Origin of the sequence: Leptospira bourretii (assembly GCF_004770145.1) — a bacterium.
Lineage (GTDB): Bacteria > Spirochaetota > Leptospiria > Leptospirales > Leptospiraceae > Leptospira_A > Leptospira_A bourretii.
Genome location: NZ_RQFW01000005.1, coordinates 427,151 through 452,181, shown reverse-complemented (window position 1 = coordinate 452,181; position 25,031 = coordinate 427,151). Strand labels below are relative to the sequence as shown.

At 38.2% G+C, this 25,031-nt stretch carries 25 protein-coding genes; 13 read left to right on the top strand and 12 right to left on the bottom strand.

What is annotated here, in order from left to right; all coding sequences use genetic code 11:
- Positions 1 to 15 precede the first annotated feature (15 nt).
- Positions 16 to 315, top strand: coding sequence for a DUF805 domain-containing protein (locus tag EHQ47_RS03715; protein WP_004785899.1), 300 nt, complete (start codon positions 16 to 18; stop codon positions 313 to 315).
- A 162-nt stretch (positions 316 to 477) separates the two neighbouring features.
- Here EHQ47_RS03715 and EHQ47_RS03710 read toward each other — a convergent pair whose 3' ends face one another.
- On the bottom strand, positions 478 to 1,371 hold the full coding sequence (locus EHQ47_RS03710) for a hypothetical protein (protein WP_135747030.1): 894 nt from the start codon (positions 1,369 to 1,371) through the stop codon (positions 478 to 480).
- Between the two features lie 136 nt (positions 1,372 to 1,507).
- Complete coding sequence (locus EHQ47_RS03705; protein ID WP_208727392.1) at positions 1,508 to 2,638, bottom strand: tyrosine-type recombinase/integrase; 1,131 nt, start codon at positions 2,636 to 2,638, stop codon at positions 1,508 to 1,510.
- A gap of 288 nt (positions 2,639 to 2,926) precedes the next feature.
- Between EHQ47_RS03705 and EHQ47_RS03700 the strand changes: the two genes are divergently transcribed.
- Positions 2,927 to 3,142, top strand: a complete 216-nt coding sequence (locus tag EHQ47_RS03700) for a hypothetical protein (RefSeq protein WP_135747031.1) — start codon at positions 2,927 to 2,929, stop codon at positions 3,140 to 3,142.
- A gap of 189 nt (positions 3,143 to 3,331) precedes the next feature.
- Here EHQ47_RS03700 and nadB read toward each other — a convergent pair whose 3' ends face one another.
- Positions 3,332 to 4,933, bottom strand: coding sequence for an L-aspartate oxidase (gene nadB, locus EHQ47_RS03695; RefSeq protein WP_135747032.1), 1,602 nt, complete (start codon positions 4,931 to 4,933; stop codon positions 3,332 to 3,334).
- Between the two features lie 51 nt (positions 4,934 to 4,984).
- On the bottom strand, positions 4,985 to 6,823 hold the full coding sequence (locus EHQ47_RS03690) for a S41 family peptidase (RefSeq protein ID WP_135747033.1): 1,839 nt from the start codon (positions 6,821 to 6,823) through the stop codon (positions 4,985 to 4,987).
- Between the two features lie 112 nt (positions 6,824 to 6,935).
- Between EHQ47_RS03690 and EHQ47_RS03685 the strand changes: the two genes are divergently transcribed.
- Entirely contained in the window at positions 6,936 to 7,943 is a 1,008-nt protein-coding gene (locus EHQ47_RS03685; protein WP_135776567.1) for a tetratricopeptide repeat protein, read from the top strand.
- Here the strand turns inward: EHQ47_RS03685 and EHQ47_RS03680 are convergent.
- A complete protein-coding gene (locus EHQ47_RS03680) occupies positions 7,912 to 8,691 on the bottom strand; it encodes a pyridoxine 5'-phosphate synthase (RefSeq protein ID WP_208727382.1) in 780 nt (259 codons plus the stop codon). The genes EHQ47_RS03685 and EHQ47_RS03680 overlap by 32 nt on opposite strands.
- A 104-nt stretch (positions 8,692 to 8,795) precedes the next feature.
- On the opposite strand from EHQ47_RS03680, the gene EHQ47_RS03675 reads away from it, so the two are divergent.
- The 9 genes from EHQ47_RS03675 to EHQ47_RS03635 all read left to right on the top strand — a co-directional run bounded on the left by EHQ47_RS03675 (position 8,796) and on the right by EHQ47_RS03635 (position 15,911).
- Positions 8,796 to 9,299 (top strand): FYDLN acid domain-containing protein, encoded by a 504-nt coding sequence (locus EHQ47_RS03675; RefSeq protein ID WP_135747036.1) that lies wholly within the window; start codon positions 8,796 to 8,798, stop codon positions 9,297 to 9,299.
- Positions 9,296 to 10,186, top strand: a complete 891-nt coding sequence (gene miaA, locus EHQ47_RS03670) for a tRNA (adenosine(37)-N6)-dimethylallyltransferase MiaA (RefSeq protein WP_135747037.1) — start codon at positions 9,296 to 9,298, stop codon at positions 10,184 to 10,186. Before EHQ47_RS03675 ends, miaA begins: the two co-directional genes overlap by 4 nt.
- Positions 10,187 to 10,207: 21 nt before the next feature.
- On the top strand, positions 10,208 to 10,459 hold the full coding sequence (hfq, locus tag EHQ47_RS03665) for an RNA chaperone Hfq (protein WP_004784721.1): 252 nt from the start codon (positions 10,208 to 10,210) through the stop codon (positions 10,457 to 10,459).
- A 52-nt stretch (positions 10,460 to 10,511) separates the two neighbouring features.
- Positions 10,512 to 11,582, top strand: a complete 1,071-nt coding sequence (locus tag EHQ47_RS03660) for a mannose-1-phosphate guanylyltransferase (RefSeq protein WP_135747038.1) — start codon at positions 10,512 to 10,514, stop codon at positions 11,580 to 11,582.
- A 231-nt stretch (positions 11,583 to 11,813) separates the two neighbouring features.
- Positions 11,814 to 12,491 (top strand): hypothetical protein, encoded by a 678-nt coding sequence (locus tag EHQ47_RS03655; protein WP_244290203.1) that lies wholly within the window; start codon positions 11,814 to 11,816, stop codon positions 12,489 to 12,491.
- A gap of 29 nt (positions 12,492 to 12,520) precedes the next feature.
- Positions 12,521 to 13,000 carry a chemotaxis protein CheW gene (locus EHQ47_RS03650; RefSeq protein ID WP_135696602.1) on the top strand — a complete coding sequence of 160 codons (480 nt, stop codon included), beginning with the start codon at positions 12,521 to 12,523 and terminating at the stop codon, positions 12,998 to 13,000.
- A 54-nt stretch (positions 13,001 to 13,054) separates the two neighbouring features.
- Positions 13,055 to 13,768 (top strand): phosphate signaling complex PhoU family protein, encoded by a 714-nt coding sequence (locus EHQ47_RS03645; RefSeq protein ID WP_208727391.1) that lies wholly within the window; start codon positions 13,055 to 13,057, stop codon positions 13,766 to 13,768.
- Between the two features lie 44 nt (positions 13,769 to 13,812).
- Complete coding sequence (locus EHQ47_RS03640) at positions 13,813 to 15,588, top strand: methyl-accepting chemotaxis protein (protein ID WP_135776565.1); 1,776 nt, start codon at positions 13,813 to 13,815, stop codon at positions 15,586 to 15,588.
- 2 nt (positions 15,589 to 15,590) lie between these two features.
- A complete protein-coding gene (locus EHQ47_RS03635; protein ID WP_135776564.1) occupies positions 15,591 to 15,911 on the top strand; it encodes a hypothetical protein in 321 nt (106 codons plus the stop codon).
- Positions 15,912 to 15,938: 27 nt separating this feature from the next.
- On the opposite strand, the gene EHQ47_RS03630 is transcribed toward EHQ47_RS03635, so the two are convergent.
- Both EHQ47_RS03630 and EHQ47_RS03625 read right to left on the bottom strand, forming a co-directional pair.
- Positions 15,939 to 18,404: a PAS domain-containing hybrid sensor histidine kinase/response regulator gene (locus tag EHQ47_RS03630; RefSeq protein WP_135776563.1), complete on the bottom strand. Its 2,466-nt coding sequence runs from the start codon at positions 18,402 to 18,404 to the stop codon at positions 15,939 to 15,941.
- An 80-nt stretch (positions 18,405 to 18,484) separates the two neighbouring features.
- The gene (locus tag EHQ47_RS03625; RefSeq protein WP_004785030.1) at positions 18,485 to 19,153 is read right to left on the bottom strand and encodes a hypothetical protein; all 669 of its coding nucleotides are present in this window, start codon (positions 19,151 to 19,153) and stop codon (positions 18,485 to 18,487) included.
- 125 nt (positions 19,154 to 19,278) lie between these two features.
- Here EHQ47_RS03625 and EHQ47_RS03620 point away from each other — a divergent pair, with 125 nt between their 5' ends.
- Positions 19,279 to 21,429 carry a tetratricopeptide repeat protein gene (locus tag EHQ47_RS03620; protein ID WP_135776562.1) on the top strand — a complete coding sequence of 717 codons (2,151 nt, stop codon included), beginning with the start codon at positions 19,279 to 19,281 and terminating at the stop codon, positions 21,427 to 21,429.
- On the opposite strand, the gene EHQ47_RS03615 is transcribed toward EHQ47_RS03620, so the two are convergent.
- From EHQ47_RS03615 to pgsB, 5 genes are read right to left on the bottom strand one after another with little or no spacing between them, the layout of a single operon-like run.
- Positions 21,413 to 21,955, bottom strand: coding sequence for an LIC_12238 family plasminogen-binding lipoprotein (locus EHQ47_RS03615; RefSeq protein WP_135747044.1), 543 nt, complete (start codon positions 21,953 to 21,955; stop codon positions 21,413 to 21,415). The genes EHQ47_RS03620 and EHQ47_RS03615 overlap by 17 nt on opposite strands.
- Before the next feature lie 52 nt (positions 21,956 to 22,007).
- Positions 22,008 to 22,205 (bottom strand): hypothetical protein, encoded by a 198-nt coding sequence (locus EHQ47_RS03610; RefSeq protein WP_135776561.1) that lies wholly within the window; start codon positions 22,203 to 22,205, stop codon positions 22,008 to 22,010.
- A 7-nt stretch (positions 22,206 to 22,212) separates the two neighbouring features.
- Positions 22,213 to 23,343 (bottom strand): poly-gamma-glutamate system protein, encoded by a 1,131-nt coding sequence (pgsW, locus tag EHQ47_RS03605; RefSeq protein WP_135747051.1) that lies wholly within the window; start codon positions 23,341 to 23,343, stop codon positions 22,213 to 22,215.
- Positions 23,343 to 23,807 (bottom strand): poly-gamma-glutamate biosynthesis protein PgsC, encoded by a 465-nt coding sequence (gene pgsC, locus EHQ47_RS03600; protein WP_135749905.1) that lies wholly within the window; start codon positions 23,805 to 23,807, stop codon positions 23,343 to 23,345. The genes pgsW and pgsC overlap by 1 nt, the downstream gene beginning before the upstream one ends.
- Positions 23,800 to 24,996, bottom strand: coding sequence for a poly-gamma-glutamate synthase PgsB (pgsB, locus tag EHQ47_RS03595; RefSeq protein ID WP_135747336.1), 1,197 nt, complete (start codon positions 24,994 to 24,996; stop codon positions 23,800 to 23,802). The genes pgsC and pgsB overlap by 8 nt, the downstream gene beginning before the upstream one ends.
- Positions 24,997 to 25,031: the final 35 nt, after the last annotated feature.

Below are 25,031 nucleotides of genomic sequence, written 5' to 3'. Positions count from 1 at the left end.
GGAAGGTAAAACGATATGTCATTCCAAGATGCGATTAAGGTATGTTTTCAAAAATATGCTGATTTTAGCGGCAATGCCAAAAGGCCAGAATTTTGGTGGTGGGTTGTTTTCTGTATCATCATAAGTGCAGTTCTCAACATGATTCTTCCCATCATTGGTGGAATCTTTTCTTTAGCTGTGTTGTTGCCAAGTTTGAGTGTGGGTTCACGCCGCCTTCATGATGTGGGAATGAGCGGTTGGTGGCAATTGATTGGTCTAACAGGAATTGGAGTTTTAGTGCTAATTTACTTTTGGGCACAAAAAGGAAAAAATTAGAGTTTTCGTTTGGTCTTGTCAATTCTCCGCGTTAGGGAGACGCAGGGCTTGGTCACCTGCCATCGTTAGATGGTAGGTGACGGAAGCGTCAGCGAACCCCGGAGTGGCCCGACCCTGTTTCAATAAGATTTGAATAGTAAATCAAATTGGGGACGCACAAATTTATTTTTCTTTTTCCAAGATGGTGAGGTAAATTTCACGTAAACTGATTGGAAGACTTCCTTTTTTATAAGCGAATGTAAACATCGTGGAGTTTGATGGGCCCGTGATCATACGAGTGATTTCTGTGGATGCAGGCCAACCGTTGCATCCGTTATGTGACCATTCATAGATAATTTCATTGTTAGTTTCTAAAATCGTGTTAAAAATCAAACTGGGACAGTTTTCAGATAAACTTTCTTTGACTGCATTCATAAAAGCAGTTCGGTTGGAGCTGCCAATGGTTTTCAGAAGATTTAAACGATAAATTTCTGTCCATGTTTCGATTTGAGTTCCTTCTGGAATCATTTCAATTAACACCTGTTCTTCGTTTTCTCCCGAATTTCCAACATACCATCGTCTACCATCTAAGTTTCGTAAAAAAGCTGTTTTGATGGGTTCCTTTTTTACGTTTAGATTTTTTTCCATAAATAGACGGAGTGATTCTTTGGTTTTTTCTGAAAAGTTGATGGGAACATTTAGATGTTTTTTTTCACCTTTTGTGTTTATGATTTCAAAAGTAAAGAAGAGGCTTGTGTTTCCTAATTCGTAAATCCAACGATATTCTTTTTCGGTCAGAGGTTCGCTGAACAAAGATATGGTGCCTAAATTGATTTTTTCGGATTCGGAGATGTATTTAGTTTTTTCCGGCCACTTTACTTCATAACCTTGGATACTTTCTAGATTGTCTACTTTGACTTCGGCGAGAAAGTTCCAGCGAATGGAAGACTTGTCGATGATTGGTCCTAAACTTTTGGATTGGATCCATTCGTTTTCAAGTTCGGGTTTGAGTTGGGCAAATATTTGCGTAGAACATAAAAAGAGACTAAACAAAGGGATGAAAAGTTTTTGTTTCATTGTGATGCACTGCTGGTCTATTTAGGAAGATAACGTTGTATTTTTCGTAGATGTTTGATTTCGTCAAGCGATTGTTAGAGAGTGTCGTTGGTTTAACGGTGGTGTTGCTTATTGTTTGGATTTTTGCTCCAATTATTTAATACTCATTCTGTTTGTCTGAGTTGTATTTGTTTTTTTCAGTGATAGCGGGAATTCTGTCCAAAGGACTTGCGATATTTTCTAACCGGCTTCTTGCGACTTTGGTGTAAATTTGTGTGGTTCGGACACTTGTGTGTCCGAGTAATGTTTGGATCATTCGTAAATCGGTTCCCAATTCTAAAAGATGAGTCGCAAAAGCATGCCGCAAACTATGGAAGCTGACTTTCTTTTTGATTTTTGCCTTTTGAGCAGCATTTGTGAAAATGCTTTCCGCCGTACGAATATTAAGTGGTCTATTTTTCATTCCAGGAAATAACCAAGGATTTGCTTTGACTTCGTTATAACTTTGTTTTAAGAGTAAATTGTATTCTCTTGTTTTCAGATATTCTTTTAATTCTTCAATGAGTGTTGTAGCAAGAACAGTATATCTATCTTTTTTGCCTTTGCCTTGGTTCACTCGGACCATATTTCTTTTTAGATCTATATCCGTTATTTTCAAATGAATCACTTCGCTCACCCGTAATCCAGAGGAATAACTAATGAGTAGTAACATTTTATGTTTTATGTTGGGAAGTGCATCGAAGATGGCCCTTGTTTCTTCTGCCGACAAAACTTCAGGAAGTTTAGATTCCACTTTCATTTTTGGAAATTTTAAATGAGTAAACTGCTTTCTCACCTCTCGAAAATAAAAGATAAAAGCTTGTCTTGCAGAACGAACACTAGAGGCTTTGGCTCCACGTTCAATGATTAAATAATCCAAATAATTTTCTAAATCCATCATTTTTATGTTAGATGGAAGTTTTTCTGTAAACACCAGTAATCGAAATAAGTGAGAGAAGTATGTTTTGGTAGTACAGAAGGTGAAATTTCTGTCTCTGGTTGCTTTTAGAAAATCTTCTAAAATTCCGCATCTTTTGGGAATTTCTTTTGGTGAGATCCGAATGTCGTATGGTTCAAAGGCATTTAATAATTGTTTTATGACTCTCGGATCATTGGGATAAGACCAAGACTTGGTAGGGTATTGGTAAAGAGCATTGGGAATCGATTTTGCAATGGAGAAAAGAGTTGTCGAAAATCCAAATCGTAAATGGAATCGATTGTCTTGGGAGGAATAACGAAGTTTGATCATTTGGCACCTAACCTTGTATTGGTAAGTTGAATAGGTGAATTCTTTTCTTTTTGGTTCTTGAAAATTGTAATTTTGGTAAGTTTTTATTGGAGTTTCGTATATTTTTTGCGGTGGAGTGGGCGCGAATTTAGTATCCCCGCCCTGATTAGGGTGGGGAACTGAACCCGCCACCCAATGGTTTCCCTCTATCACGACCTTTCCCATTCCGATAGCCAATTCGACTTTTACCGTTTTTTTTTCTTGGAAAGTTCGTATTCTCGCATAAGTTTGAGATTATCAAGGAGACTTATGAACCTAATCACAGTAGGACTCGGCGTATTTTTTATCCTCTACGGAACCACCACTTATATCCTCCGCATTTACAAACCGGGTTTTTTTTGGAAGTTGGAGCCAATGAAACAAAAATGGGGCGAAAAACGCGGATACTTCATCCATGTGTTTAGTTATTCGATCCTACCCATCATTTTGGGTATCGTTTATACCATTCTTGGATTTAGAGGATAATTTTTGTTTGGTGGCGCTTCTTTGTTTCGTGAGTTTTTGATTTCATACATTTAAAGTTAGGTGGGCGCCTCCAACATTTTCTTTAATCAAATATTCGAAATGCAAAAGGACCGGGCCCTCCGCTTCAATCTTTCTCTGACGAGAAAGGATTTCCGCTAGGGTCCCTGGCGCGTAACCTTTATTTGTTGTTTAAAGTTTGTGTGAAAGAATGGTATCTTGTCTCGAAGGAGTTCTATCTTCAGGATAGTCCGTACTAAAATGAAGTCCACGACTTTCTTTCCTTAATAGTGCTGAACGAACAATGAGTTCAGCGACTTTCACTAAGTTTCTTAGTTCAAGTAACCCAAGAGAGACAGTGGTCCTGTTGTAATAGTCCTTTACTTCTTCGGAAATGAGTTTCAAACGACGGAGTGCTCTTTCGAGTCGCATATCTGAACGCACAATCCCCACGTAATTACTCATAATGGTTTTGATTTCAATCAAATCATGTGAGATGAGAACCCATTCTTCTGTATTGGTAGTTCCTTCTTTGTTCCAATCAGGTATAAGATCTGTTTCGGCTGAATAACTCAGTTTTCCTTGCGATTGGATATCTCCCGCAATTCGATGCGAAAAAACAAGGCATTCTAACAAACTATTTGATGCCAATCGGTTTCCCCCATGAACTCCTGTGCAAGTAGTTTCTCCGCAAGCATATAGGTCTGCAATATTGGTTCGTCCGAGAAGATCGGTTGCCACACCACCACACATATAATGAGCGGCGGGTACCACAGGGATAGGATCCGTTGTGATATCGATCCCTAGTTTTTTACAACGTTCATAAATTGACGGGAAGTGGTTGATGATGTCGTTTGCTGGTCTATGTGTGATATCGAGAAGGACGTGAGGTTCTCCTCGTTTTTTCATCGTATCATCGATGGCACGAGCTACGATATCTCTTGGCGCGAGTTCCCCCATATCATGATAGTCTTTCATGAAGGGCCTACCACCTATCTCTCGTAAGATGCCACCATGGCCACGAACTGCTTCTGAAATTAAAAAACTATTTCCTTGTTCATGGAAAAGGGAAGTGGGATGGAACTGATAAAATTCCATGTTTTTGACAATGGCCCCTGCTCGGTAGGCACTCGCCACTCCGTCACCAGTTGCAATATTTGGATTGGTTGTGTGTAAGTATACCTGACCGGCACCACCCGTAGCTAAAATCGTTTTTTTAGCGAGGACTGGAAATACCTCACCTGTTTCTGTATCGACTATATAAGCACCATAACATCTAAGAGGAAGATTTTCTTTATCCTTTAAATGGTGTTTGGTGATAAGATCCACGCAGGCATGGTTTTCTAAAATTTGGATGTTTTTGTTAGCATGAACATGGTCAAGTAATGACTGTTCTACGGCACTACCTGTCCTATCCAAAGAGTGAATGATTCTGTTTTTACTATGACCACCCTCGCGGGCAAGATCGAGTTCCCCCGTTTGGTTTCTGGTAAAAGGAACTCCCAGGTCTAGAAGTTCCCGAACCCGCGTGGGTCCTTCTTCAACAAGGACTCGCACCGCTTCTAAGTCACAGAGGCCAGCGCCCGATTCTAAGGTATCTTTGATATGTTCTTCAAACTTATCCTTGTCATCAAAAACGGAGGCAATTCCCCCTTGCGCATAATTGGTGTTAGATTCGTAGTCTGCCTTTTTGGTAACAACCACTACAGATCCAAGCGGAGCAAGTTTTAGCGCAGTAAATAAACCACTCACCCCGCTTCCAATGATCAAAAAATCTGATTTAATTCGTGTCACATGGTTTCCAATTGTATTGTAAATTCCTATCCTAACCTTTTGGGATTCGGATTATTTTGTATTTAACATTCCTTCAATGTAATCCAAACTTCTGATCAACATATAGTCTGGTTTGATGGCATCAATTGCATGTTCTTTTAGATATGTATCAGCTTTTCCATTTTTTTTCACATAATCTTTGATGCCGTTTAAATTGAATCTAGATTTAACAACACCTTCATGTGGGATTAAAGGCAAGTGGTTCCACATATCTTCTTCTCTGTATCGGAATGGAAATGTTCCGTCTTGTTCTTCCGAAACTTCGATATCAGGAGAGACACCTACCACTTGGATCGTTTTACCAGAAGGGGAATAGTATCTGGCATTGGTGATTTTTAGTAAATAGGCTGGGTTACTATCAAGGTGCTCAAGTGTTTGAACTGTGGCTTTACCAAATGTTCTCTCTCCAAGTAAAATTCCTCTTCCATGATGTTGGATTGCGCTAGCCACAATTTCAGAAGCAGATGCCGACTTTGAATTGATAAGGATTGCTAATGGAAGTTTGGTGATATCCTTATTTCTTGCCATTTCTTCTTTATCTCTTCCTGAAGGAGTTCTTGTTGAAACGATCAAACCTTTTTCAATGAACATATCAGCGATATCAATGGCTAAATTCAAAAACCCGCCTGAGTTTCCTCTTAGATCCAAAATCAAAGCTTTTAGAGGTTTTCCATTTTCTTTTGCCGTTTTTTCCATTTCTGACAAAGCTTCGGCAATTTGTGTATCTACCGGTGCTTCACCTGGACCGGGTTTTACAAATCCGGTGAGTTTGATATATGCAATTTGCGGATTTTCTTTTACTAGATGGTAAGTTACGTTTTTAATCGTAATTTTATCTCGCACCACTTCTATATCAATTTTTCCTGTATTTCCTTTTCTGGAAATGGTAAGAACAACTTTTGTTGCCTTTGGTCCTTTGATTTTTTTGACCACTTTATCAAGTGATAAATTTTTGATTAGTTTACCATCAACAGCTACGATGCTATCTCCACTTCGAATCCCTGCTTTTAAAGCGGGGCTTCCTTCCAATGGGTTTTCTACGATTACTTCTCTGCTTCCTCCACCAGAAAGAATGGCTCCAATACCTTCAAAAGAACCATCGCTGATTTTTTTCATGGACTCTTCCCAAACTTCTTCCAAAAAAACATTGGAATGGGGATCAAGAGAATTTAAATATCCATTGGCAGCAGCAACAAACACTTGTTCCATGCTGAATTCTTTTTTGTCTTCTTCCTCTTCTTCTAGTTCACCATCTAATTCCACTAATCCTTTTAATACAGGAGTTTTGTATTTTTCTAGGTTATCTTGAATGTAAGAGATCACTCGATCAAAATCTTTCTTAGAAAAATTGATTTCTTCCCAACTTGCAGAAATAACAGATTTTTTCAGTTTTTCCTTTTCTATGAGTTTTTTCAATTCCGCGTCAGAAAGTTTTCTGTTTTCGTTTTTTTTCCGTTTTTCTTTTTGAATTTTTTCAACCTGATCATAGTCAGGATCAAAAATGACAAATGCATCTGAAGGAGAAAGTTTGAACGTTGTTCCTGGCCAAAGATCTTCTTTATCATCATATTTTTCGCGTTGTTTGAAATAACTTTCCGGATAAATATAAAGTGGGTGTGGCAAACTTAGTGCTGAAAAACTGGCTGCGTCAGTAAAGGCTCGGTTGACATTGATATGTTTATCAATATACAGTTTGTCTACCGAACGAATCACAGTTTCAAAGTCTCCGTAAGTAAAATCTGTCTTTCGGTTGGGAGCTTTTTTGGCTTCTGGTTCGCAGGAAATAAATCCTACCGGGAGGGCAAAACTAAGTAGGGCGAAAAAGGAAAGTAGGTAAACAATTCGTTTCAAGGGATCTCTCGTAAAGTGGATAGATTATCCTAAGAATTTCCGATTTTCCAGTCCATGCAACTCAAAAAAAATCGGGACAAATCTAGGACACACCTATATCATAGACGGTGCCATGCGTGCTTTCGTTGTCCTGATTTTTGCTCTTTCCCTTGGGTTTTGTTCCTCAGATCCTCAGAAGAACCCAACCCGGGATCCGTACAGTTTGGAAACTCTGATTTTCTTAGAAGAGGTAATTCTTGATGTTTGGGATTCCTCGGAGTCGAAAGAAGAGGCTATGTCCCGACTAAGATACGTTTGCCGGACTCGCGATACCGACGACGGGTATTTATGTTACACTTGGGGATTACTTGAATACCACAGAGGCAATTATGCCGAGAGTTACACTGCTTTTAGAAAGGCTCTAGAAAAAAATCCAAACGATAGCCTTTATAAAAATATGTTACGGATTTCTGCAGAAAAATCAGGGAATTTATCAGATTTAAAGGCTCATTCTTATGATGGAGAAGTTTTTGCGGTATTTACAGAAACCCAAAAACTTTGTCAGGAAAACAAACCTCCAAAATCGGCATCTTTCCTCTTTCTTGCCGAACGAGGTGTTCTCACAAAGGACAGCATCCGACGGGGAGTCCTTGCGGATTGTTTCCAAAGCCTAAGTGCAACAGACAAATCCCTTATCCAAAAAGAAATCCTCCATTCCTCTTCCTCATATAAAGAACGTCTTTATGCTGACCAAATGAAGTCCGATCCTTTTTCTCGGATTTGGGACACAGCCAGTTACCATCGGGGGGAGACGGGAAAAGAGGCAGTCGGTGCCAGTGCGGGAGTGGTGTCTGTTAGTTCCTCTCTCGGAACCGATGCGGGTGTTCCTCAAATTGGAACAACAGTAAGACCTGGTGCTCCGATCACGGAAGCATGGAAAAAAGTAAAACTTGCCTCTGTTTCTGGAAATGAATCTCAAGCAAGAGAAGGCCTTCGTAGTTTTTTATCTGAAATCCAATCTGCAAAACGAAAAGGAAAAATAGAAGGGCAATTGGCCCTTGCTTTGGAAAGAGCCGCTAAATTGCTTTTGGAACAAGACCCTCAGTATTCTAAACTTCGTTTCCTTGCGAAAGAATTCTGAGATAGTCTCCAATGGTTTTTTTCATTCCGTCCACAAGGCTTTGGCTGACCAGTCGATGTCCAATGGATACCTCCGCTAAGTAGGGAAGTTTGGAAAAAAGTTTTAAATTGTTTGTATCCAGGTCGTGGCCTGCATTTACACCTAACCCCAGTTTGTTTGCCTCGATTGCAGCCTTTTCATACATTGGGAAACTTTTGGCTCCCTCTTCTGGGGATTTGTCATAAGCATAGGCGAATGGCCCTGTATAGAGTTCAATTCGTTCGGCTCCGAGTTCTTTTACAAGTGGATACTCTGTAAATTCTGTTTCCATAAACAAAGAAACCCGGATCCCTTCCTTTTTGAATCTTTGCACCATTGGTTTTAAAGTTTGGAACACTGTTTTGTTTTTTAAATCAAACCCGTGGTCGGAGGTAATTTCCCCCGGTTTGACCGGAACTAGGGTCACCTGGTCGGGTTTTGCTTTTAGAACTAAATTGAGAAAACGTTCACTTGGTTCGCCTTCGATATTGAATTCTTTTTTAGGAAATCCATTTTTGGTTATTTTGGCATTGTAAGAATTTAGAAAATTCTGAATTTCGAATACATCTTGTTTGGTGATATGCCTTTCGTCCTCTCTCGGGTGGATGGTGATGCCGTAGGCACCCGCATCCAAGATAATCTCTGAAATTTGAATGACACTAGGAATGGATCCACCACGGGAATTGCGGAGAGTGGCGATCTTGTTGACATTGACACTTAATTGGGTCATAGGAAAAAAAAAACTTTTCATTAATTTTCATCCAGGAGAAAACCGTCCAATTTCAAAAAGGTTGTCCCCGAGAGGGGATTCCCAAAACTGTCAAAAGTACGTTTATGGTCGCAAAAAAAGCAGTCAAGAAGCAGGCTCCGCCCAAGAAAAAAGCGGTAGCCAAAGAGAAACCCAAGGACGCAAAGTCCGCTTCCCCGAAGGAAGACAAAAAAAAGGCAGTCGCAGGAGCAAAAACTCCGGCAACTAAGGCGAAAGCCGTACCTGCCCCCAAAACAGCCCCTGCCGCAGTGAAGGACAAACCGACACCTGTGGCGAAGTCCCCAGCCGTCAAAATTGATCCCAACAACCCTCTCGGCAAAAAGTTCAGTTGTTATTCATGTGGAACCAAGTTTTACGATTTGTACAAACCGGAAAAAAAATGCCCTAAATGTGGGGCAGACCAATTGGCAAAGCCAGCCATCAAATCACGAATGGCAGCCATCCGCAGTTCAGAATACGAAGTGGAAGAAGAGGAAGAGCCAGTTCTAGAAGATGATGAACTCATGGAAGAGACGGAGGAATTGGAAGAGACCGAAGAAGAGGAGGTCGTAGCCGAGGAAGAGGAGTGATCCTCCCCGTCCTTGGTGGCCCCACAGGTTCTGGAAAAACCGCCCTCACCCAAGTAATCGACCCCAAACGTTTCGAAATTGTTTCTTTTGACTCACGCCAAGTCTACCGGGATCTACCGGTAGGCACAACGGCCCCCACTCCCCAAGAGTCCTCTTATATCCGCCATTGGTTGATTGGTTTTTTAAACGCAGATGAATCTGTCAACGCGAGCCAATTTTCCCTTTGGGCCCGCGAAGCCATAAACGATATCAGAGCCCGAGGTAAAATTCCCTTTCTCATTGGTGGCACAGGTTTTTACCTCCGTGCTTTTCTTTTGGGAATGTATCCCGTACCAAATGTACCGAAAGAAACGAAAGATTATGTTTTGGAGCTTCCATTAGAAGAAGCGAGGACACAACTTTTTGCCAAAGATCCCAAAGCTCTCAAATCCTTATCACCGCAGGATGGATACCGAATCAAAAGGGCCTTGGAAGTTGTCCTCACGGGAGTTTTGTGGTCTGACGTTTCTAAGGAAACCGTCGGAGGATACTTAAACGATTATCCGGATGTCCAAGTGATTGGTCATTGGTTGGACTGGCCCCGAGACATTCTCTATGATAGAATCAATCGGCGAGTCGAAGAGATCGCCACTGGTATGTTAGCGGAGACAAAAGAAGTGGTTTCTCGATATGGATCTGACTGTCCGGGTCTACGAACCTTAGGTTACAATTTTGCGCTTGCTTTCTTAAATGGAACCATAGACAGTAATACATTCATTGAGCAGCTGGCCCAAAGTCATAGGAATTATGCAAAACGACAGATCACTTGGTTCAAAAAAGATCCATTACTTTCGCCCATTTCCTTCGAAGCCGCTGTCCAACTGTATACAAATATAGATAAAATATAGAGAAAACACTCGGGATTTCCAATGTCGGCAAAAAATAATATCCAAGACCAACTTCTAAATACAGCAAGAAAGGAGAAAATTGATCTCACCATCTACTTGTTAAACGGAGTTCCGCTGAAAGGAAAGGTTGTCAGCTTTGACAACTTCACAATCATCTTAGAAAACGATAACAAACAGAATTTGGTGTACAAACACGCCATTTCTACCATCATCCCTGCAAAACCCATCAAACTCCACAGTGATGATGCACCGAAGGAAGCAGGAGGGGTCTAAGACTTTTCTGGTTTTCCTCTGTTTCGCTTGCTAAATTCTGGTTCCAAACCCTATGGCAAAATTACCTAAAGAATCCCCGGTTGTCCTCATTATGGCTGGTGGAAAGGGGGAGAGGTTTTGGCCTCGCTCCCGTACCAATTCCCCTAAACAACTTCAGAAAGTTTATTCCAATAAAACCCTTTTACGTGAGACCATTGACCGCGCGCTCACCATCACCTCTCTTGATCGAATTTATATTGGAACCAATGCCACTTTAAAAGCGGAGATCCTAAAAAAAGATCCTAAGTTTCCTTCCACAAATTTCATTTTGGAACCAGAAGGAAAAAATACAGCCCCTATCATTGCTCTTTCGGCACTTTACTTTCAGAAAAAATTTGGCAATCCAAACTTAATTGTTTTATCAGCCGATGCCTTTATCGATCCCATCAAAGAATTTACAAAAACCATTGAGCAAGCTTTGTACGAGACGGAAAATGGAATGGTTCTACTTGGAGTGAAACCCAATCGTCCAGAAGTAGGTTACGGATATATTAGCACGGGAAAACCAACTGATGTGGGTTATACGGTAAAAGCTTTTTTTGAAAAACCTGATTTTAAAACCGCTCTAAAATATATTAAAAAGAAAAATTTTTATTGGAACCCAGGGATTTTTCTTTTCCGCACAGAAACTATCCTTTCTGAGTTGGAACGCCATGCTCCTCATATTTTAAATCCTTTAAAAAATGGATTTCCCTTTAAGAGTTTCGGGGATTTAAAAACGGCCTTCCAAATGCTTCCTTCTGAGGCGATTGATACTGCCATTATGGAAAAATCGAATCGGATTCGAATGGTAGAAGCAACCTTCAATTGGGATGATGTAGGATCTTGGATGTCACTCGAACGTATTTTACCTGGTGATAAAGAAAAGAACCACCACCAAGGAAAAGAAGTGCTCTACCATAAGGCTTCTGGAAATATTTCTTCCGTCCAAAAAGAACTCATAGCCTTTCTCGGTGTGAAAGATCTCATTGTTGTGGAAGAACCAGATGTCCTACTCGTCACTTCACGTGAGGGTGTGGGTGATATCAAAGCGATGTTATCCACAATGAGGAAAAATAAAGTTTTACAAAAGTACCTCGACTAGAAATTTGACAGAACAGGCTTGATATAAGGAGGAAGGAATGCCTTCCGGAAAAAAGAGAAAGCGTAGAAAAATCGCAACCCACAAACGTAAGAAAAAACGCAGAGCCAACAGACACAAAAAGAAGAAATAATCTTTCTTCAGTGACTTAATGTTTCCTCCGATAGATTTGTTATGAAACAAGTCTGGAGGAAACAGAAACCCCGCACCCCCGGTTTCATCCGAGCATTTACCATGGAAACACCTCTCGGGGATGTCCTGGAGGCTGAGTTCAACTTTCACGAACGACTCGTTCGGTTAGCTGTAGAAATCAAAGAAGAAAAGGGACGTATGTATGGTGCCACTGTGAAAAACGGCACTGTCCAAGTTGAGAAGGACATTACTTCTGGCCGTGCGTATCCCGTCTTTCGGAAGATTTGGCCCTTTCGCGAATACTTTAGTACCCTCCCTGACAAAGACATGCTTGCATGCATCGGAGGGGCGTACGAAATTTACCCTCCCTTTGTTCCCGATTCCCAAGAGAAAGTTCGTTCCCAAAGGCATCCTTTGGAATCGGCATTATTCCCTTCCACCCGTTATGATTCTATTTTTGGGATCATCCGCGAAACTCGGTTCCAACGTTGGAGAAGAGAAAGACGTGAGGCAAGAGAGGCGCGAGGATCGCTCTGGTTGCGTTTTAAGAGGCGAGTCTGGGGAGATTTGCAAGATGTCTGTATGGGCGTCGGATTTGGATGTTTGGTTTATTATTTGTATTATGATTATGTCGTATTAGGATTGACTCTAGGAATTTTGGGGATGGCTGCGGGCCTCTTGGATTTTCTTGTCAGAAAACGTTCTGTCTTAATGACAAAAGTGTTGTCATTTCTTAGTTTCGGTTCATATTTTTTCTATAACGGCTACGTCTACTTCTAGACGTAGTTCTAAAATTGTAGAAAAGTGATATGGCAAAAGAAACATCATCGGCAAACCAATTCATCCATGAGCAGTACATTATATTCAATTTGGGCGATGAAGAATATGCCATTCCCATCACCATTGTCGAAGAAATTGTCAAAATCACGAACCTAATCCGTGTTCCACAATCCAAAAGTTTCTTTGCAGGAATTATGGACATTCGTGGAAAAGTGGTTCGGATGATCGACCTTGCCAAACGTCTCAACATTAAAAATACAACGGAAAGTGCCGCCGACCGAGCCATCGTCATCAACGTATCTGGTAAGTCCATCGGTGTGATTGTGGACAAAGTGTCACACGTGGTTCATTTTCCTGCAAACCAAGTGGATCCACCTCCACCTTCGGTCAAAGGAATATCTTCAAGATACATCACAGGTGTGGGTAAAAAAGATAACCGGTTCATCATCCTGATCGATATCGAAAAAATCCTGACCGTAGAAGAGATTACCGAGTTGGCCACTGTTTGATCAAACACAGTGATCAATTTTTTTTGATACTGAAGATACAATAAAAGAAATATGATTATCTCGAAGTTTTATTATTTAAGAAAGAATTTGTACTCCATGGCAGAACTAGTTTTGGAGCAGGTGATTCTTTTAAGTGAAGCTTTGGAAGCAGATGATTATGCACAAGCAGAACGCATTGTGGAACGTGACGATCTCATTGATGATTTAGAAAAGGAAAATGATAACCTTTCCCAAAATGCAATTTTGGAAGCAGTGAGTAACCGTAACATTCTTGGTATGGGTGATGTGGACAATGATATTGTTTTAAAAAAAGATCCCCTTCGTTTTGCACTCTCCGCCATTCGGATCACAAGAAATATGGAACGGATGGGAGACCAAGTGGTGAACTGTGCCGATGTATTTCGCCATAAAACCATTCGCAAAGGTTTATTCAAAAATGAAGAACCTATGACATTGATTTTATCCCGAGTGACAACTCTTGCAGGTATGGCAATCGAATCTCTCGTGGAAGAAAAAGAAAGATTTATGGGCAGTGTCAATACATTAGAAGATGAACTAAATGACCTTTGTGACCAAGCCTTTCAAAAATATAGATCTGTGTCTGATATGGAAAAACAGGAATTTGCGGATGTATATCGAATCATTCTCGCCTTAGAAAGGTTAGGTGATTATGCTGTAAACGTAGCAGAAGAACTTGTACGTCTCAATACTGGAAAAGACATTCGCCATTTAGAAAACGTAAAAACCAAAGCGTCCCATTTTCCTTAAAATAAATTGACAAATGAAATAGAAGGGAATTAATTTCCTTCTCTATGACCCGAGCTGGACATTCACCCAATCAGAAAAGATCAGGATTTATGGTATCCTATCTACTTATTACCAACTTAGATCCATTCATTTTTTTTACTGGAATGTTTCTATTATTTGGGTTGGAAAATTTTGAATCGATTCTAAAAATTCTTATTTATTTGGCACCACCAATCATTGGGCTTCATGCATTTTTATTTTTCTTCAAAAATTTGGAATTTCGAAAACAAATGCGAAGGCCCGAAGGGATCATCTATACGGAAAAAGAACTAAAGTTTATTCGTGGATTTTCAAAATCAGGAGCAATGAATATATTATCAACAAACGTTGGTGGACCTATTTTGACTATGTTTCTTGCCTACTATTACGGATTGGTAAAATCCTATGGGGAGGTTGCATTTTTTATCATCCTTGGAATCATTCTTGCGATGGCAATTTCATCCATATTTTATGTTTTGGTTGAGAAGAAGTTGTATGATGTTTACAACCAATTACATTTACCCCCTCTGAGTTTGTTTGCCAATTTATTATTCCCAATATTTTCAACATTTGTCATTGGATACTTTCTTTTTGCATTTTATGTTTATTCACAGTTTCGTTCGCAAGTAGACCAAAATCATTTAGAGACAATCTGTATTGGGTTAAGTTTTTTTATTCTGAGCATGATCGTTATATTGTTTGTTGTACTTTGGAATTTGACAGGGAATACTTCCGCAACCATTCGAGATGTTTCATCTATTTTAAAAGATTTTGCTGATGGAGATTTAAGGTCTGCAATCAAATCAAACAGAACAAGAAATGAAATTGGATTGATCTCTGTGTATTTGGAAGAAGCAAAAACAAAGTTAAACCGACTCATTACATCAATTACAAATCATTCCGTAAAAATTGAAGAGGAAGCTAAAAATTTGGAAGTTTTGTCTGGTGATTCGGCGGAACATTCACAAATCCAAGCGGCATCGTTGGAAGAGGTGGCTGCTGCCTTGGAAGAAAATGGGTCCTCTATCAATGGAATTTATTCTGATGCATTGGAACAAAAAAAATTAACTGCATCAACAAATGAATCGATCATTCATTTGTTGACTTTGTCCTCCGGTTTGAAACAAGTTTCTTTGTATGCAAAAGAGAAGGCCGATTCTGTTGAAAATGAAGTAACAAAAAGTGCAAAATCAATCATTACCACAATTGAATCAATTGAAGAAGTAGATAAAAATGCCATTGAAATTGGAAAAATCTTAGCCATCATAAAAGAAATTTCAGAACAGGTCAACTTACTTGCGTTAAATGCATCTATTGAAGCTGCAAGAGCTGGTGATATGGGTAGGGGATTTGCTGTTGTGGCCTCCGAGGTTGGAAAACTTGCGGAAAGAACAGCATTTTCAACAAAAACCATTTCCGATTTAATCAAACGAGTGTCTGTATCTACAAGTTTGTCTGTGGAATCTGTTAAGTCTGCGAATGAAACATTCAAATATTTATCTGAAAGTGTAAATGATATTATCAGCAGTATAAATAAGGTCAATGAAGCAAATTTAGAACAAATTGCAGAAGTAGAAGAAATTCGAAAACAATCTGAAAATATAGTGAATAGATCCAGTTCTGTTTCTTTTGCAACGGAAGAACAAAAAAAGGTAAACGAAGAAATGAGTTCTTCCGTTCATCATTTGGCAAATGATACAGCAAAGTTGTCTATGATGTCCGAAAAAACGGCAAAATCTTCTGGAGAATTAAATTCCTTGATACTAGAACTAAATCGAGAATTATCATTATTTAAGTTATAAAAATGATTAGTGCTACTTTTATTTTCAAACAAAAAGAATCCGATTCGGAATTTGAAGCTTTAGATCGATCCATTGAATCTTTCGTAGAGAACCATCCAGAATATCTTGGAAAAGATAGTTGGGTGAACCTAGAAAAAGGAATTATGGCTGTAGTGTATTATTTTAAAACCAATCTTGGTTTAGATTCTCTAAAAAATTTTTCTAATCATCAATTGGCGAAATCTAAATATTCAAAATGGTATGAAGGATATCAGGTGATCATTGCTGAGGTGAAAAAAACTTATGGAGATGGCGGAATTTTGCATGTAACGAATAATAGGTGAATTAATTTGAGCAGTGTTTGTGGTATTTTAATGGTATTTTTTTCTGGATTCAGAAACTTCTTGGTAAGTTTTTAATAAATTCTCAATATAAAACGGTTTGCCAATAAATCCATCCATTCCTACGGCAAAACATCTTTCTTTGTGTTCGTCTAGGACATGTGCAGTGACAGCCAAGATGATGGTTTTTTCCTGTTTTGTTTTTTCTAATTCTCGAATATGCAAAGTTGCCTCAAATCCGTCCATCACAGGCATTTCGCAGTCCATTAGGATAAGGTCATACTGATTTTGTTGAAAAAGTTGGAGTGCTACTTCTCCGTTCTCAGCCACATCAAAGTTTATATTGTATTTTCTTAAGAGTCCACCAATGACTTTTTGATTCAAAATATTGTCTTCAACAATTAAAAACTTTTGGTTTGTGAACAAAGATTCTATAGAAGAGTTAGGATTGAGTGGTGAATTAACGGAATCATTGTTATTGGAGGAAATTGGTTTTTCGTAAGGCAAAAGGCACCAAAACAAACTTCCTTTGTTTACTTGGCTTTCGACTCCAATCGTTCCACCGAGTAACGAAGCCAACCGATCAGAGATGGCAAGTCCAAGCCCAGTTCCGCCATATCTTCGTGAGGTGGAGGCATCTGCTTGTGAAAATTTATTGAATATAAATTTAAGTTTTTCGGTTGGGATTCCAATCCCTGAATCTTCCACCTCTATACGAATCCACTCGTTTTGTTTTTTAAGGCGAAATACAACAAACCCGGTTTCGGTAAATTTGATCGCATTACCGAGCAAGTTAAAAATAATTTGTCGGATTCTGCTTGGGTCAGAATAAATAAAATCCGGAACTTCTGTATCAATCTCAAGTTTTAACTCGATGGATTTTGATTTAGATTCAATTGATAGTAAATCAAAAATTTCGGTGACTGTGTTACGAAGATCGAATTTGATTTTTTCGATTTTCATTTTTCCGGCTTCTATTTTTGAAAAATCGAGAATATCATTTAGGATGACAAGTAACGATTGCCCTGCAGATGCTATGGTTTTAACGAGGGAACTTTGTTCTTCATCTAGGTTTGTTTTGAAAAGAATTTGAGTAAGTCCAATGACTCCATTTAATGGAGTTCTGATTTCATGACTCATAGAAGCTAAAAATTCCGACTTGGCTTTGTTTGCTATTTCTGCCGAATCTTTCGCCAGTTCTAATTCTTTTTGAATTTCTTTGGTAATACCAATGTCAGTGGATATACCGCAGAGTGCATAAATTTCTCCCGTCTGGTCTCTTAAAGGAATTTTAACAGTGAGAAAAGGATATGTTTTTCCATCAGCACGATTATGAATTTCTTCTTCGGCATGTAATGTTTTTCCTTCCAATAATACCGATCTATCGTTTTTAAGAATGATTTTGGCAGTTTCTTCTTCTAAGAATTTTTCATCCGTTTGATTAAGAATCTCTTCTAGCGGGTATCCAAAAAGTTTACATACTTGTTGGTTTGCAAATAAATACCTTCCGTTTGTATCTTTTAAATAAATACATGCAGATACGTTATCCAAAATATAACGAAGTTTTGATTCACTTTCAATTAATCGTTGTTTTGTAAATTCACCTTCTTGGTGTAATTCTTGTAATCTTTTTTGTGTGATATTTAGGCTATTTAGTATGGAGTTTTTAATTAATGTTGGTTGGATTTCGCCAGAAAAATTTCCTTCACCTAATAAAGATATTCTACGAAAGGCTTCGTCAACACTTCCTCCAATAATATCAACAAGAGATTGGTGTGTCAGAAATAAACTTAAACCAAAAAAGACACCAACAACAATGAATATCGTTTTTAGAATGAAAACATTTCTTTTTGCACCAAGGATGGCTTTTGTCGTACGATCATTTAATTGATAGTATAAGTCATTGATTGGTTTCATGATCTCCGCTTTGGCACGAAGATAGTTGTCATCAAACAATAAATTGATCGCTTTCGGATTGAAATTTGATCCAACCTTCATGTCCTTTTCGACAAGGGACATTGCTTCGAATTCAATTTTTGTTAATTGGTCTGATTTGTTTTTTGATTCAGATAATAATAAAAAATCAGATTCAAGAAAGTTCTCATTTCTCATCAATTCATAAATGCTGAGTTTTTCTCCCTCATCGGAAGGAGGTGGGATTTTATTTGCGATTACAAGATCCCAATAAGCATAACCGTATTCATTTGGTCTTGGGCGATCACCGTTACGTATATCCAAAATCATTTGGAAATATTTTTTATACTTTAGATCTCTATGAATGACATACAACCGAACTAAATTTGTGAGTTGGTCAGAGGATTGGCGAAGTTCATTGGCTATCCGTAAGGACCTGTAACGATTCTCCTCTGCTTCATCAATCTTTCGTTCGCTTGCTGTATAGAATAGAAAGGAAATGGTGACAAAGATAAAAAGAAGGATGTTCAAAAGCAGGTAAGGATACAACCTACCTTTGTTCGTCCAAATTCTCATCAACATGGCAAAAGACTAAAGATTTAGTAAGAATGGTAAAGAATTTTATTGGTGAGGGATCCAAATCTGGATCAATAGATGCAGATTTAGGTTTTTCCTTCCATATAAGCTTGTAGTTCTTGTTGTAATCCTTCCGGAAGGCTAAGCCCGCGAGCTCTTATCCTTTCATTGTATTTGTTAAAAGACATCCTATGTTGGTTGGTATTGAGGTAACCTTCTAAGGCAACGGCGGCCCAAGGCATAATCTCTTTCACAAAATCATGGTTTTCTTCCAACTGATCGCAAAATGGAATAAACAACGGTCGGTTGACTGGCCTACCAATGTTTCGATAGAATAATAGACAATATAAAGTTTCATCGCCAAGAACAGATTCTGTTCGAATTTTTTCTTCTACATATTTAAGGTTGATCGTATCCAGATAATCAATGTTAAATGTTTCTGGTGCTAACCTTTTTAAAACGAATTTTGAAATTTCTGTTTTAACAAAAGACAAATTGGTGCAATGATTTGGGCAACAACTTTGGTCCTTGTGTAAGTCACATTCCAAAAGCAAAATACAATCAACATCGGAAGTTGGATCGACAATTCCAAAGTTAATTGACCCTAAAAGTTCCAATCCAACCTCATAACCTTTGCGGGACAATTCCTGGGTGGCAAGTCGAAATGCCTGCATACGTTTTAGGGCATATTTTGTATCATAATTTCGGTATTTGTTTTTTAAGACGAGGTACCTTTCGACAATGTTTTTTGACATATGAGATCCAGTTCTGCTGGTCGATTGCCTACAGTGAACGCCAGTCATTCCAATTATACAACACCTTTTGGTTGTTAAAAATTGATTTTTCGCCGATAGTAAGACCAGGGAAATTGACGCAATTGATGCAATGGGACAGGGCCCCAGGTGATCTGGGTCGGAATGAAAACAAAACGGGGGAAATTGGGTTTCTTTGGGAACTGGGTGGATTTTTCCACTCGGTGAAAAAGGTAAGTCAGTTACTTTTTTCACTCAGTTACTTTTTCTCTTCATTCTCCTTTGTAACAGGGTTTCTCTTTTTTGTTCTTTTGGTTTGTTTTGTGCCAAGGGATGTTTCTGCCGGAGAAGAGGATAGGAGAAACCCTTTATCTGGACTTTATCTTTCCCCTTTGCAAGTCATCTCTACTGAGGAAATCCAAACCCTAGATTCGGAAAAACGAATCCCTATCGATGAAGATTCGGGGATTGCCCTTCGGGAAGAGCCGAAGGCTTTAGACCCAAATGCGCAGGATATTCCCGTTGTTCCAGGAGGCGATACTCCTGTGGAAGCTAGTGTCGAATCTGGACCGAAGAATTTAGAAACTAAGATCCGTGAGGCGGAAGGATTATTAAAACGTTATTATAGTCAGTTTATTGAAGAAAAGAGGATTTGGGAAGATAGAGAAAAGGGTAATGTTTATAATTCGCGAACAGAGATGAATGATATTCGTCTTTTATTATGGCAAAGTACCCATAAAAATTCCGAAACTTATATTGTTCGTGACTCACCAGTATTATATAACTTGCATATAAAGCTTGCTAGGTTATATGTTGAGTCTGAAAAATTTGCTCCTGCCTTACGTCATTATCTCGCCGCTTTTAGATACCACCCTTTAGAAATGACAGAAGAGGGATTCCGAAATGGGGAATGGCAAAAAGAAGATATACTTGGTTATGATGCTTCTTCTGCAAAGGAACATGACCGTTTATTTAATGAATGGAAACAAGCAGAACAAAAATTAAAAAAAACAAAAGATGAGATTCATATCAAAGAAAGTAACTGGATACGAGAAGGGAAAAATTTAGCCGATTTAATTCCGCAGTCAAAAGTCTGGAAAGAGGACGTAAGAATTGCAGAAGAAAATAGAAAATCGACTAAACAAAAATACGATGAATCAGTGAATCTTCGTTATTTGAAGTATCTGAACCAAAGGAAACAAGTTGAATCCAATGATTTATATGCATTCGCAAATGTAGTTAAAAAATTAGAGGATGATAACAAAGAAAGACTTAAAATTGTAAATAAACTTGGAACTGCAGGGAAAGGGATTTATGTTTTGTTCGATTATAAAAGAAATACCGATTTTTTTGCATATGAATTACTTTTAGAAAGAGCTTATCGATTATGGAATGAAAATCCTTTGGTATTGACTGATATTGCAGAACAATATCGGCAAGACGGTAAAAAGGAAAGGGCCGCAGATTTTTATGAAAAGGGTTTGGGTGAACTTTTAAAAAAACAAAACCCATCTGAAGAAGAAAAAGAAAGAATTATCAAATCGAATCTTCGTTTGGCTACGATTAATGCTGATTTAAAACGAAATATCATTGCTGGTTTGTATTATGATAAATATTTTAATTTATCTCCTGATTCTCCTGATAAAACCAGGGTTTCCTATGAAATTGGAGTTTTTTTCAATTCTCAAATTGGAGATCCGGATCGTGCAGCACCATTTTTAGAATATTGGTTGGAGCGAAACAGTAAAGATTGGAATCCTGCATTGGATGTAGAAAATGGCCTTACCGATTTAGAATCAATTGCATACTATTATCTTAGTAAAAAAGACAAAAAACATAAACGGAATGAGCAGGAACGAAACAAACTTAATATTTCATTTACTCAATGGAAAAAGTTAGATCAAAAATTGATTATAGCTGAAAAAGAACTAAAAGACCTGGTCGAGAAAAAACAAAATCTTAAAAAAGATTTAATGGTGACAACTTTGGATGATATTCTCTCACAATATCGTTTAATGGATTTAAAAATAGAAGACCAAGAAGCCGTCATACGTGTGTTGGAAACAAAAAGAAAAAAGATCCCTTTGATTAAAATATTGTTTCGTTTAGGTGTTTTGGCTGAAGAGTCAAGAGACTTTGTGAAAGCAAAAGAGCACTATGAACTGATTATCAAAGAAGGTGGAGAAACAGAAATTCGAGTTGCTCTAAAAGAACTGGAACGTGTAAAACGCATTTTAGAAACAGGAAATATTCTGCCACCTATCAGCGAGAGTATTTGATGATTTCATCTGTTTGGTCACCAGCTAACTCTTGTTCCAGATTTTCTTGGGTGTAACCTTCATCTGGTAATACACGGAATTTTACTTCATCAACAGTATCACCTTCATAAACTATTTTAATTAAATACTCACCTGTTCTTAAAAGAGAAAATTCATCTCTTATTGCCAAAGAATCCGGTTCTACTCTTTTCTTTTTGATATCAATTTCCACATAATCCAGCTCATAGCGATTGAGCGAGATGTAAAAGTCGGTTTCTAAACCTGGATTTCTTGAGAACTGGTAAACATAATGAATTGTATCGGTCGGAGAGAATATTAAATCATCTCTCATCATTTTGTAATCGGTAATGGTTTGGATGTGTTTTTCTAAAATATCCATTTCTTCCATTTTCGTTGTTGTCCACCCAAACTCACCTTTGGGAACACCGCATTGGATGAGGGTGACTGTAAAGAGGATGGGTAGAAGTGCGAAAATGCGTTTGGAAAAAATCCGAATGAGGGTATTGGGAAGCGAATTCTGTCTCATCTTAGTTTCATTTTCGACAGAATTTCAAAATCTCGTGGAAGGAAATCGAAACTCAGTCTACAATTTTTCCACGGTCAGAGATGTCCTTTTCCTTGGGTTTGGCCCAAGGGGTCTGGTAAGACTCCCGTGTTTCTCTTTCTTTCTGTTTGTTTCCAAATTCTTCGGCAATTTTTGCCGGCAAAATGAGAATCCGGCTGACCCAACGTAAAACCAAAAAAAGAAGAATCGAAAGGACAATGATTTTTGCCATAAAAACCTCAGCGGGCACGTAGGGATTTGGGAAGGTGGCGATCTTCTTCATTTTCACCCCAGCCGAGCCTTGTTACACCATACAATCCTACTAGGAGAAAAAGGAAAACGGAAAGATAAAGTAAGGGACTGTATTCTTCTGAATAAAAAACCCTTCCCTCTCCTGGTTTAGGGATTTTTTTGGGGGTTTGGGGAAGGCCAAATTTCCGCGCGAGTGATTCAATTTGGATAAAATTGATCACAGGAATTTCCCGCTCTAAAAAGGATTTAATTACGGAGTTGGGGATATGAATTTCCTCCGGTAAATTGGTAATGAGTCCATTTTTGAAAACTTGTTTTCCAAGATTTGTTCCGAGTATAGTTGTACCTCCGCCAACATTAATGAATAATTTGATTGGTTTGTTTTGAGATAATTCATCATACAATTTCATTCTTTTTTCAATAGAATCATCGAAATGAATAGGATCTAAAAGTTTTACTTGGTTTCTTTGTAATGCACGATGTAGATACTCTTTCCCTTCTTTTGAAATTCCCATTGCTTTGTCTTGTATACCACCTAACGATGAATAGCTGGATCGAAAGGAAAAAATTCCTGAGGTAACAAGTTCTTTTTCCATATCTAACCAAAGCATTTGTGGATGGTTTGCACCGAATTGAGATGCAGAAGCACTCGATATAATGATTGGTTTGAGTTTTAATGTATCAAGTGCCGCAAACAAACAGATATTTAGTGCTGGAAAGGAACCTGAAACCGCAACCGCAACTGTATCACCTTCTTCTAGTTTTGCTTTTTTAAGAAATTGAACCATTACAGCGGCAAAGTTTGGATTGATCGATGTTTGTTTTGCAGATAATGATCCACTGTTACTGGTAACTGGTGTAAGAAATTCTCCAATCAATCCTGAATTGGTTGGATCTAATTCTTTATAATCTGGTTTTTTATGTTTAAGAAGTTCTGGTTTTAAAATTTGAAATCCACGTTCAGCAAGTTTTGCAGCATGGAGTTTCTTTTTAAAATAAGATTGTTCTTTTTTTACTTTGCAAGTTTCGATTAAAAGAAGTCCCAAAATTCCAAGTATTGCCAATAAAAAAAGCGCAATGCGGGAGTGTTTCCATGGGGACCAATAAATTTTAGTCATCATAATGTTTCTAACTCTGTGCCTAAAAGAAAAATAAGGAGGATTTTTACGAAAATGGAAGCAAGTATCAGAACGGAAGTTGTTTCTAATACACCTTGCCTTTCATACCAGACCGCAATCAATCCAGGAATGATAAATCCAATTCCTCTAACTTCGGATAAATATCCAATTTCTATATCAGGTAGGATTTGATAATTCAAAAGGTATCCAAAAAAATAACCAAATAACAATATAAAGACGACTTTTCTTTTTCCAAAAATTAATAAAAAGTTAGATAGTAATTCAACACAAATATAGGAGAGAAGTGCAATCAAAAATGTAAGAGCAATGTTTTTGGGATGATTTAATGAAATTGCTAAATATCCGGGGACAACAAGTCCCGTTCCAAGAATCCCAAACAATTCAGAAAATACTAAACTTACAACAAGGCTAAGCCCGATGGAAAGAGGAAGAATTTCATTCATTCGTATGTTCCGACCTGTTTTTTAAATATAAAGATAAGTCCATTCCGAGACCAACTATATTTCCGATTCCAAAAACCAATGACTGTTTTGGAAGAATAGAAAGTAAAGATTCAAATATTCCGTCCAAACTTAAATGTTCCCAAACAAAGATAGGGATATCTTTTTTGGAATAAGTTTTTAGATATTTAAAAGCTAGGGAAGTGGATGTTCCGATTAATATGACTGCTTCATACCCATCCCAATATGAGAACTCCTTAGCGAGTTGGTGACTTCTTTCTGGTCGATCTTCTCTTGTATGAAATAAAATGTAGCGTTTGTTATATTGTGGGTATCGTTCTATTACAGATGACCAAATTAGTTTTGTGCTATTGGGGTCATTGGCTGCCATCGCATTCGCATAGATAAATTCTTTTCCAAAAAAGTGAATTGGGGAAACAGAAAATGCCCCGGGGTCTGGATTCACTTTCCACATGGCTTCCAAGGCATTTTGTCGACTTACCCCTAATAATTCACAGACCTTCAGTGCGATTGAAACATTTTCTTTGTGTTCCCAGTATGAAAATTTTGCAATCTCTTCATCCGTAATTGTTTGTATGTTTTGATCTGTTAATAAAATTGCTTTTGATTTTCGATCTTCGCATACTTCATATATAAATGATTCAAAATCTGTAGGGCCAGTGACTAGGGTTCCGTTGATAGGACAGGCAGATAGCAATGATTTGGCGACATCAGATAATTCTGGACCCATCACTTCTAAATGGTCTTCTCGGATATTTGTAATCACTCCAATGTCTGATTTTAGAATCTGCCCTTCACTTGCCCATTGATAACGAGGTTCTAAAGCCATACATTCTAAAACAACTATTTCGGCACCTCTACGTTCCGCCTTTTTTAGAATTTTAATTTGTTCTAAAATGGATGGTTTCCCAAATCGAGATATGGATTCTTCTGATCCGTCTGGAAAAATCATACGAGCCAATGTTCCCGTTGTTTTTGCAAATACGGACATTCCTGTAGCACTAAGGCCTGCTCGTATGAGCCTTGTTACACTAGACTTTCCTCTGGTTCCGTTGACATGGATGCGATGTTTGAATTTTTTTAGAGTTCTTTTGTGTAGGATGTATTCAAAAGTATAATAAACTATTAAAACAAGGATAATAAGGAAAAATAGAAAAGCGTTTGGTTTCATCTGAATTTTTCCGGATGATACATTTCCTTCAAGGG

What these genes read in the sequence shown, in the direction of transcription:
- EHQ47_RS03715 (WP_004785899.1), top strand. Translation starts at nt 16, where the DNA reads ATGTCATTCCAAGATGCGATTAAGGTATGTTTTCAAAAATATGCTGAT.
- pgsC (WP_135749905.1), bottom strand. Translation starts at nt 23,807, where the DNA reads ATGAATGAAATTCTTCCTCTTTCCATCGGGCTTAGCCTTGTTGTAAGT.
- EHQ47_RS03615 (WP_135747044.1), bottom strand. Translation starts at nt 21,955, where the DNA reads ATGAGACAGAATTCGCTTCCCAATACCCTCATTCGGATTTTTTCCAAA.
- EHQ47_RS03610 (WP_135776561.1), bottom strand. Translation starts at nt 22,205, where the DNA reads ATGGCAAAAATCATTGTCCTTTCGATTCTTCTTTTTTTGGTTTTACGT.
- EHQ47_RS03630 (WP_135776563.1), bottom strand. Translation starts at nt 18,404, where the DNA reads ATGTTGATGAGAATTTGGACGAACAAAGGTAGGTTGTATCCTTACCTG.
- EHQ47_RS03625 (WP_004785030.1), bottom strand. Translation starts at nt 19,153, where the DNA reads ATGTCAAAAAACATTGTCGAAAGGTACCTCGTCTTAAAAAACAAATAC.
- pgsB (WP_135747336.1), bottom strand. Translation starts at nt 24,996, where the DNA reads ATGAAACCAAACGCTTTTCTATTTTTCCTTATTATCCTTGTTTTAATA.
- EHQ47_RS03680 (WP_208727382.1), bottom strand. Translation starts at nt 8,691, where the DNA reads ATGACCCAATTAAGTGTCAATGTCAACAAGATCGCCACTCTCCGCAAT.
- EHQ47_RS03620 (WP_135776562.1), top strand. Translation starts at nt 19,279, where the DNA reads ATGCAATGGGACAGGGCCCCAGGTGATCTGGGTCGGAATGAAAACAAA.
- EHQ47_RS03650 (WP_135696602.1), top strand. Translation starts at nt 12,521, where the DNA reads ATGGCAAAAGAAACATCATCGGCAAACCAATTCATCCATGAGCAGTAC.
- EHQ47_RS03685 (WP_135776567.1), top strand. Translation starts at nt 6,936, where the DNA reads ATGCGTGCTTTCGTTGTCCTGATTTTTGCTCTTTCCCTTGGGTTTTGT.
- EHQ47_RS03705 (WP_208727392.1), bottom strand. Translation starts at nt 2,638, where the DNA reads ATGATCAAACTTCGTTATTCCTCCCAAGACAATCGATTCCATTTACGA.
- EHQ47_RS03660 (WP_135747038.1), top strand. Translation starts at nt 10,512, where the DNA reads ATGGCAAAATTACCTAAAGAATCCCCGGTTGTCCTCATTATGGCTGGT.
- EHQ47_RS03655 (WP_244290203.1), top strand. Translation starts at nt 11,814, where the DNA reads ATGGAAACACCTCTCGGGGATGTCCTGGAGGCTGAGTTCAACTTTCAC.
- EHQ47_RS03640 (WP_135776565.1), top strand. Translation starts at nt 13,813, where the DNA reads ATGACCCGAGCTGGACATTCACCCAATCAGAAAAGATCAGGATTTATG.
- EHQ47_RS03675 (WP_135747036.1), top strand. Translation starts at nt 8,796, where the DNA reads ATGGTCGCAAAAAAAGCAGTCAAGAAGCAGGCTCCGCCCAAGAAAAAA.
- EHQ47_RS03635 (WP_135776564.1), top strand. Translation starts at nt 15,591, where the DNA reads ATGATTAGTGCTACTTTTATTTTCAAACAAAAAGAATCCGATTCGGAA.
- EHQ47_RS03710 (WP_135747030.1), bottom strand. Translation starts at nt 1,371, where the DNA reads ATGAAACAAAAACTTTTCATCCCTTTGTTTAGTCTCTTTTTATGTTCT.
- pgsW (WP_135747051.1), bottom strand. Translation starts at nt 23,343, where the DNA reads ATGACTAAAATTTATTGGTCCCCATGGAAACACTCCCGCATTGCGCTT.
- EHQ47_RS03700 (WP_135747031.1), top strand. Translation starts at nt 2,927, where the DNA reads ATGAACCTAATCACAGTAGGACTCGGCGTATTTTTTATCCTCTACGGA.
- hfq (WP_004784721.1), top strand. Translation starts at nt 10,208, where the DNA reads ATGTCGGCAAAAAATAATATCCAAGACCAACTTCTAAATACAGCAAGA.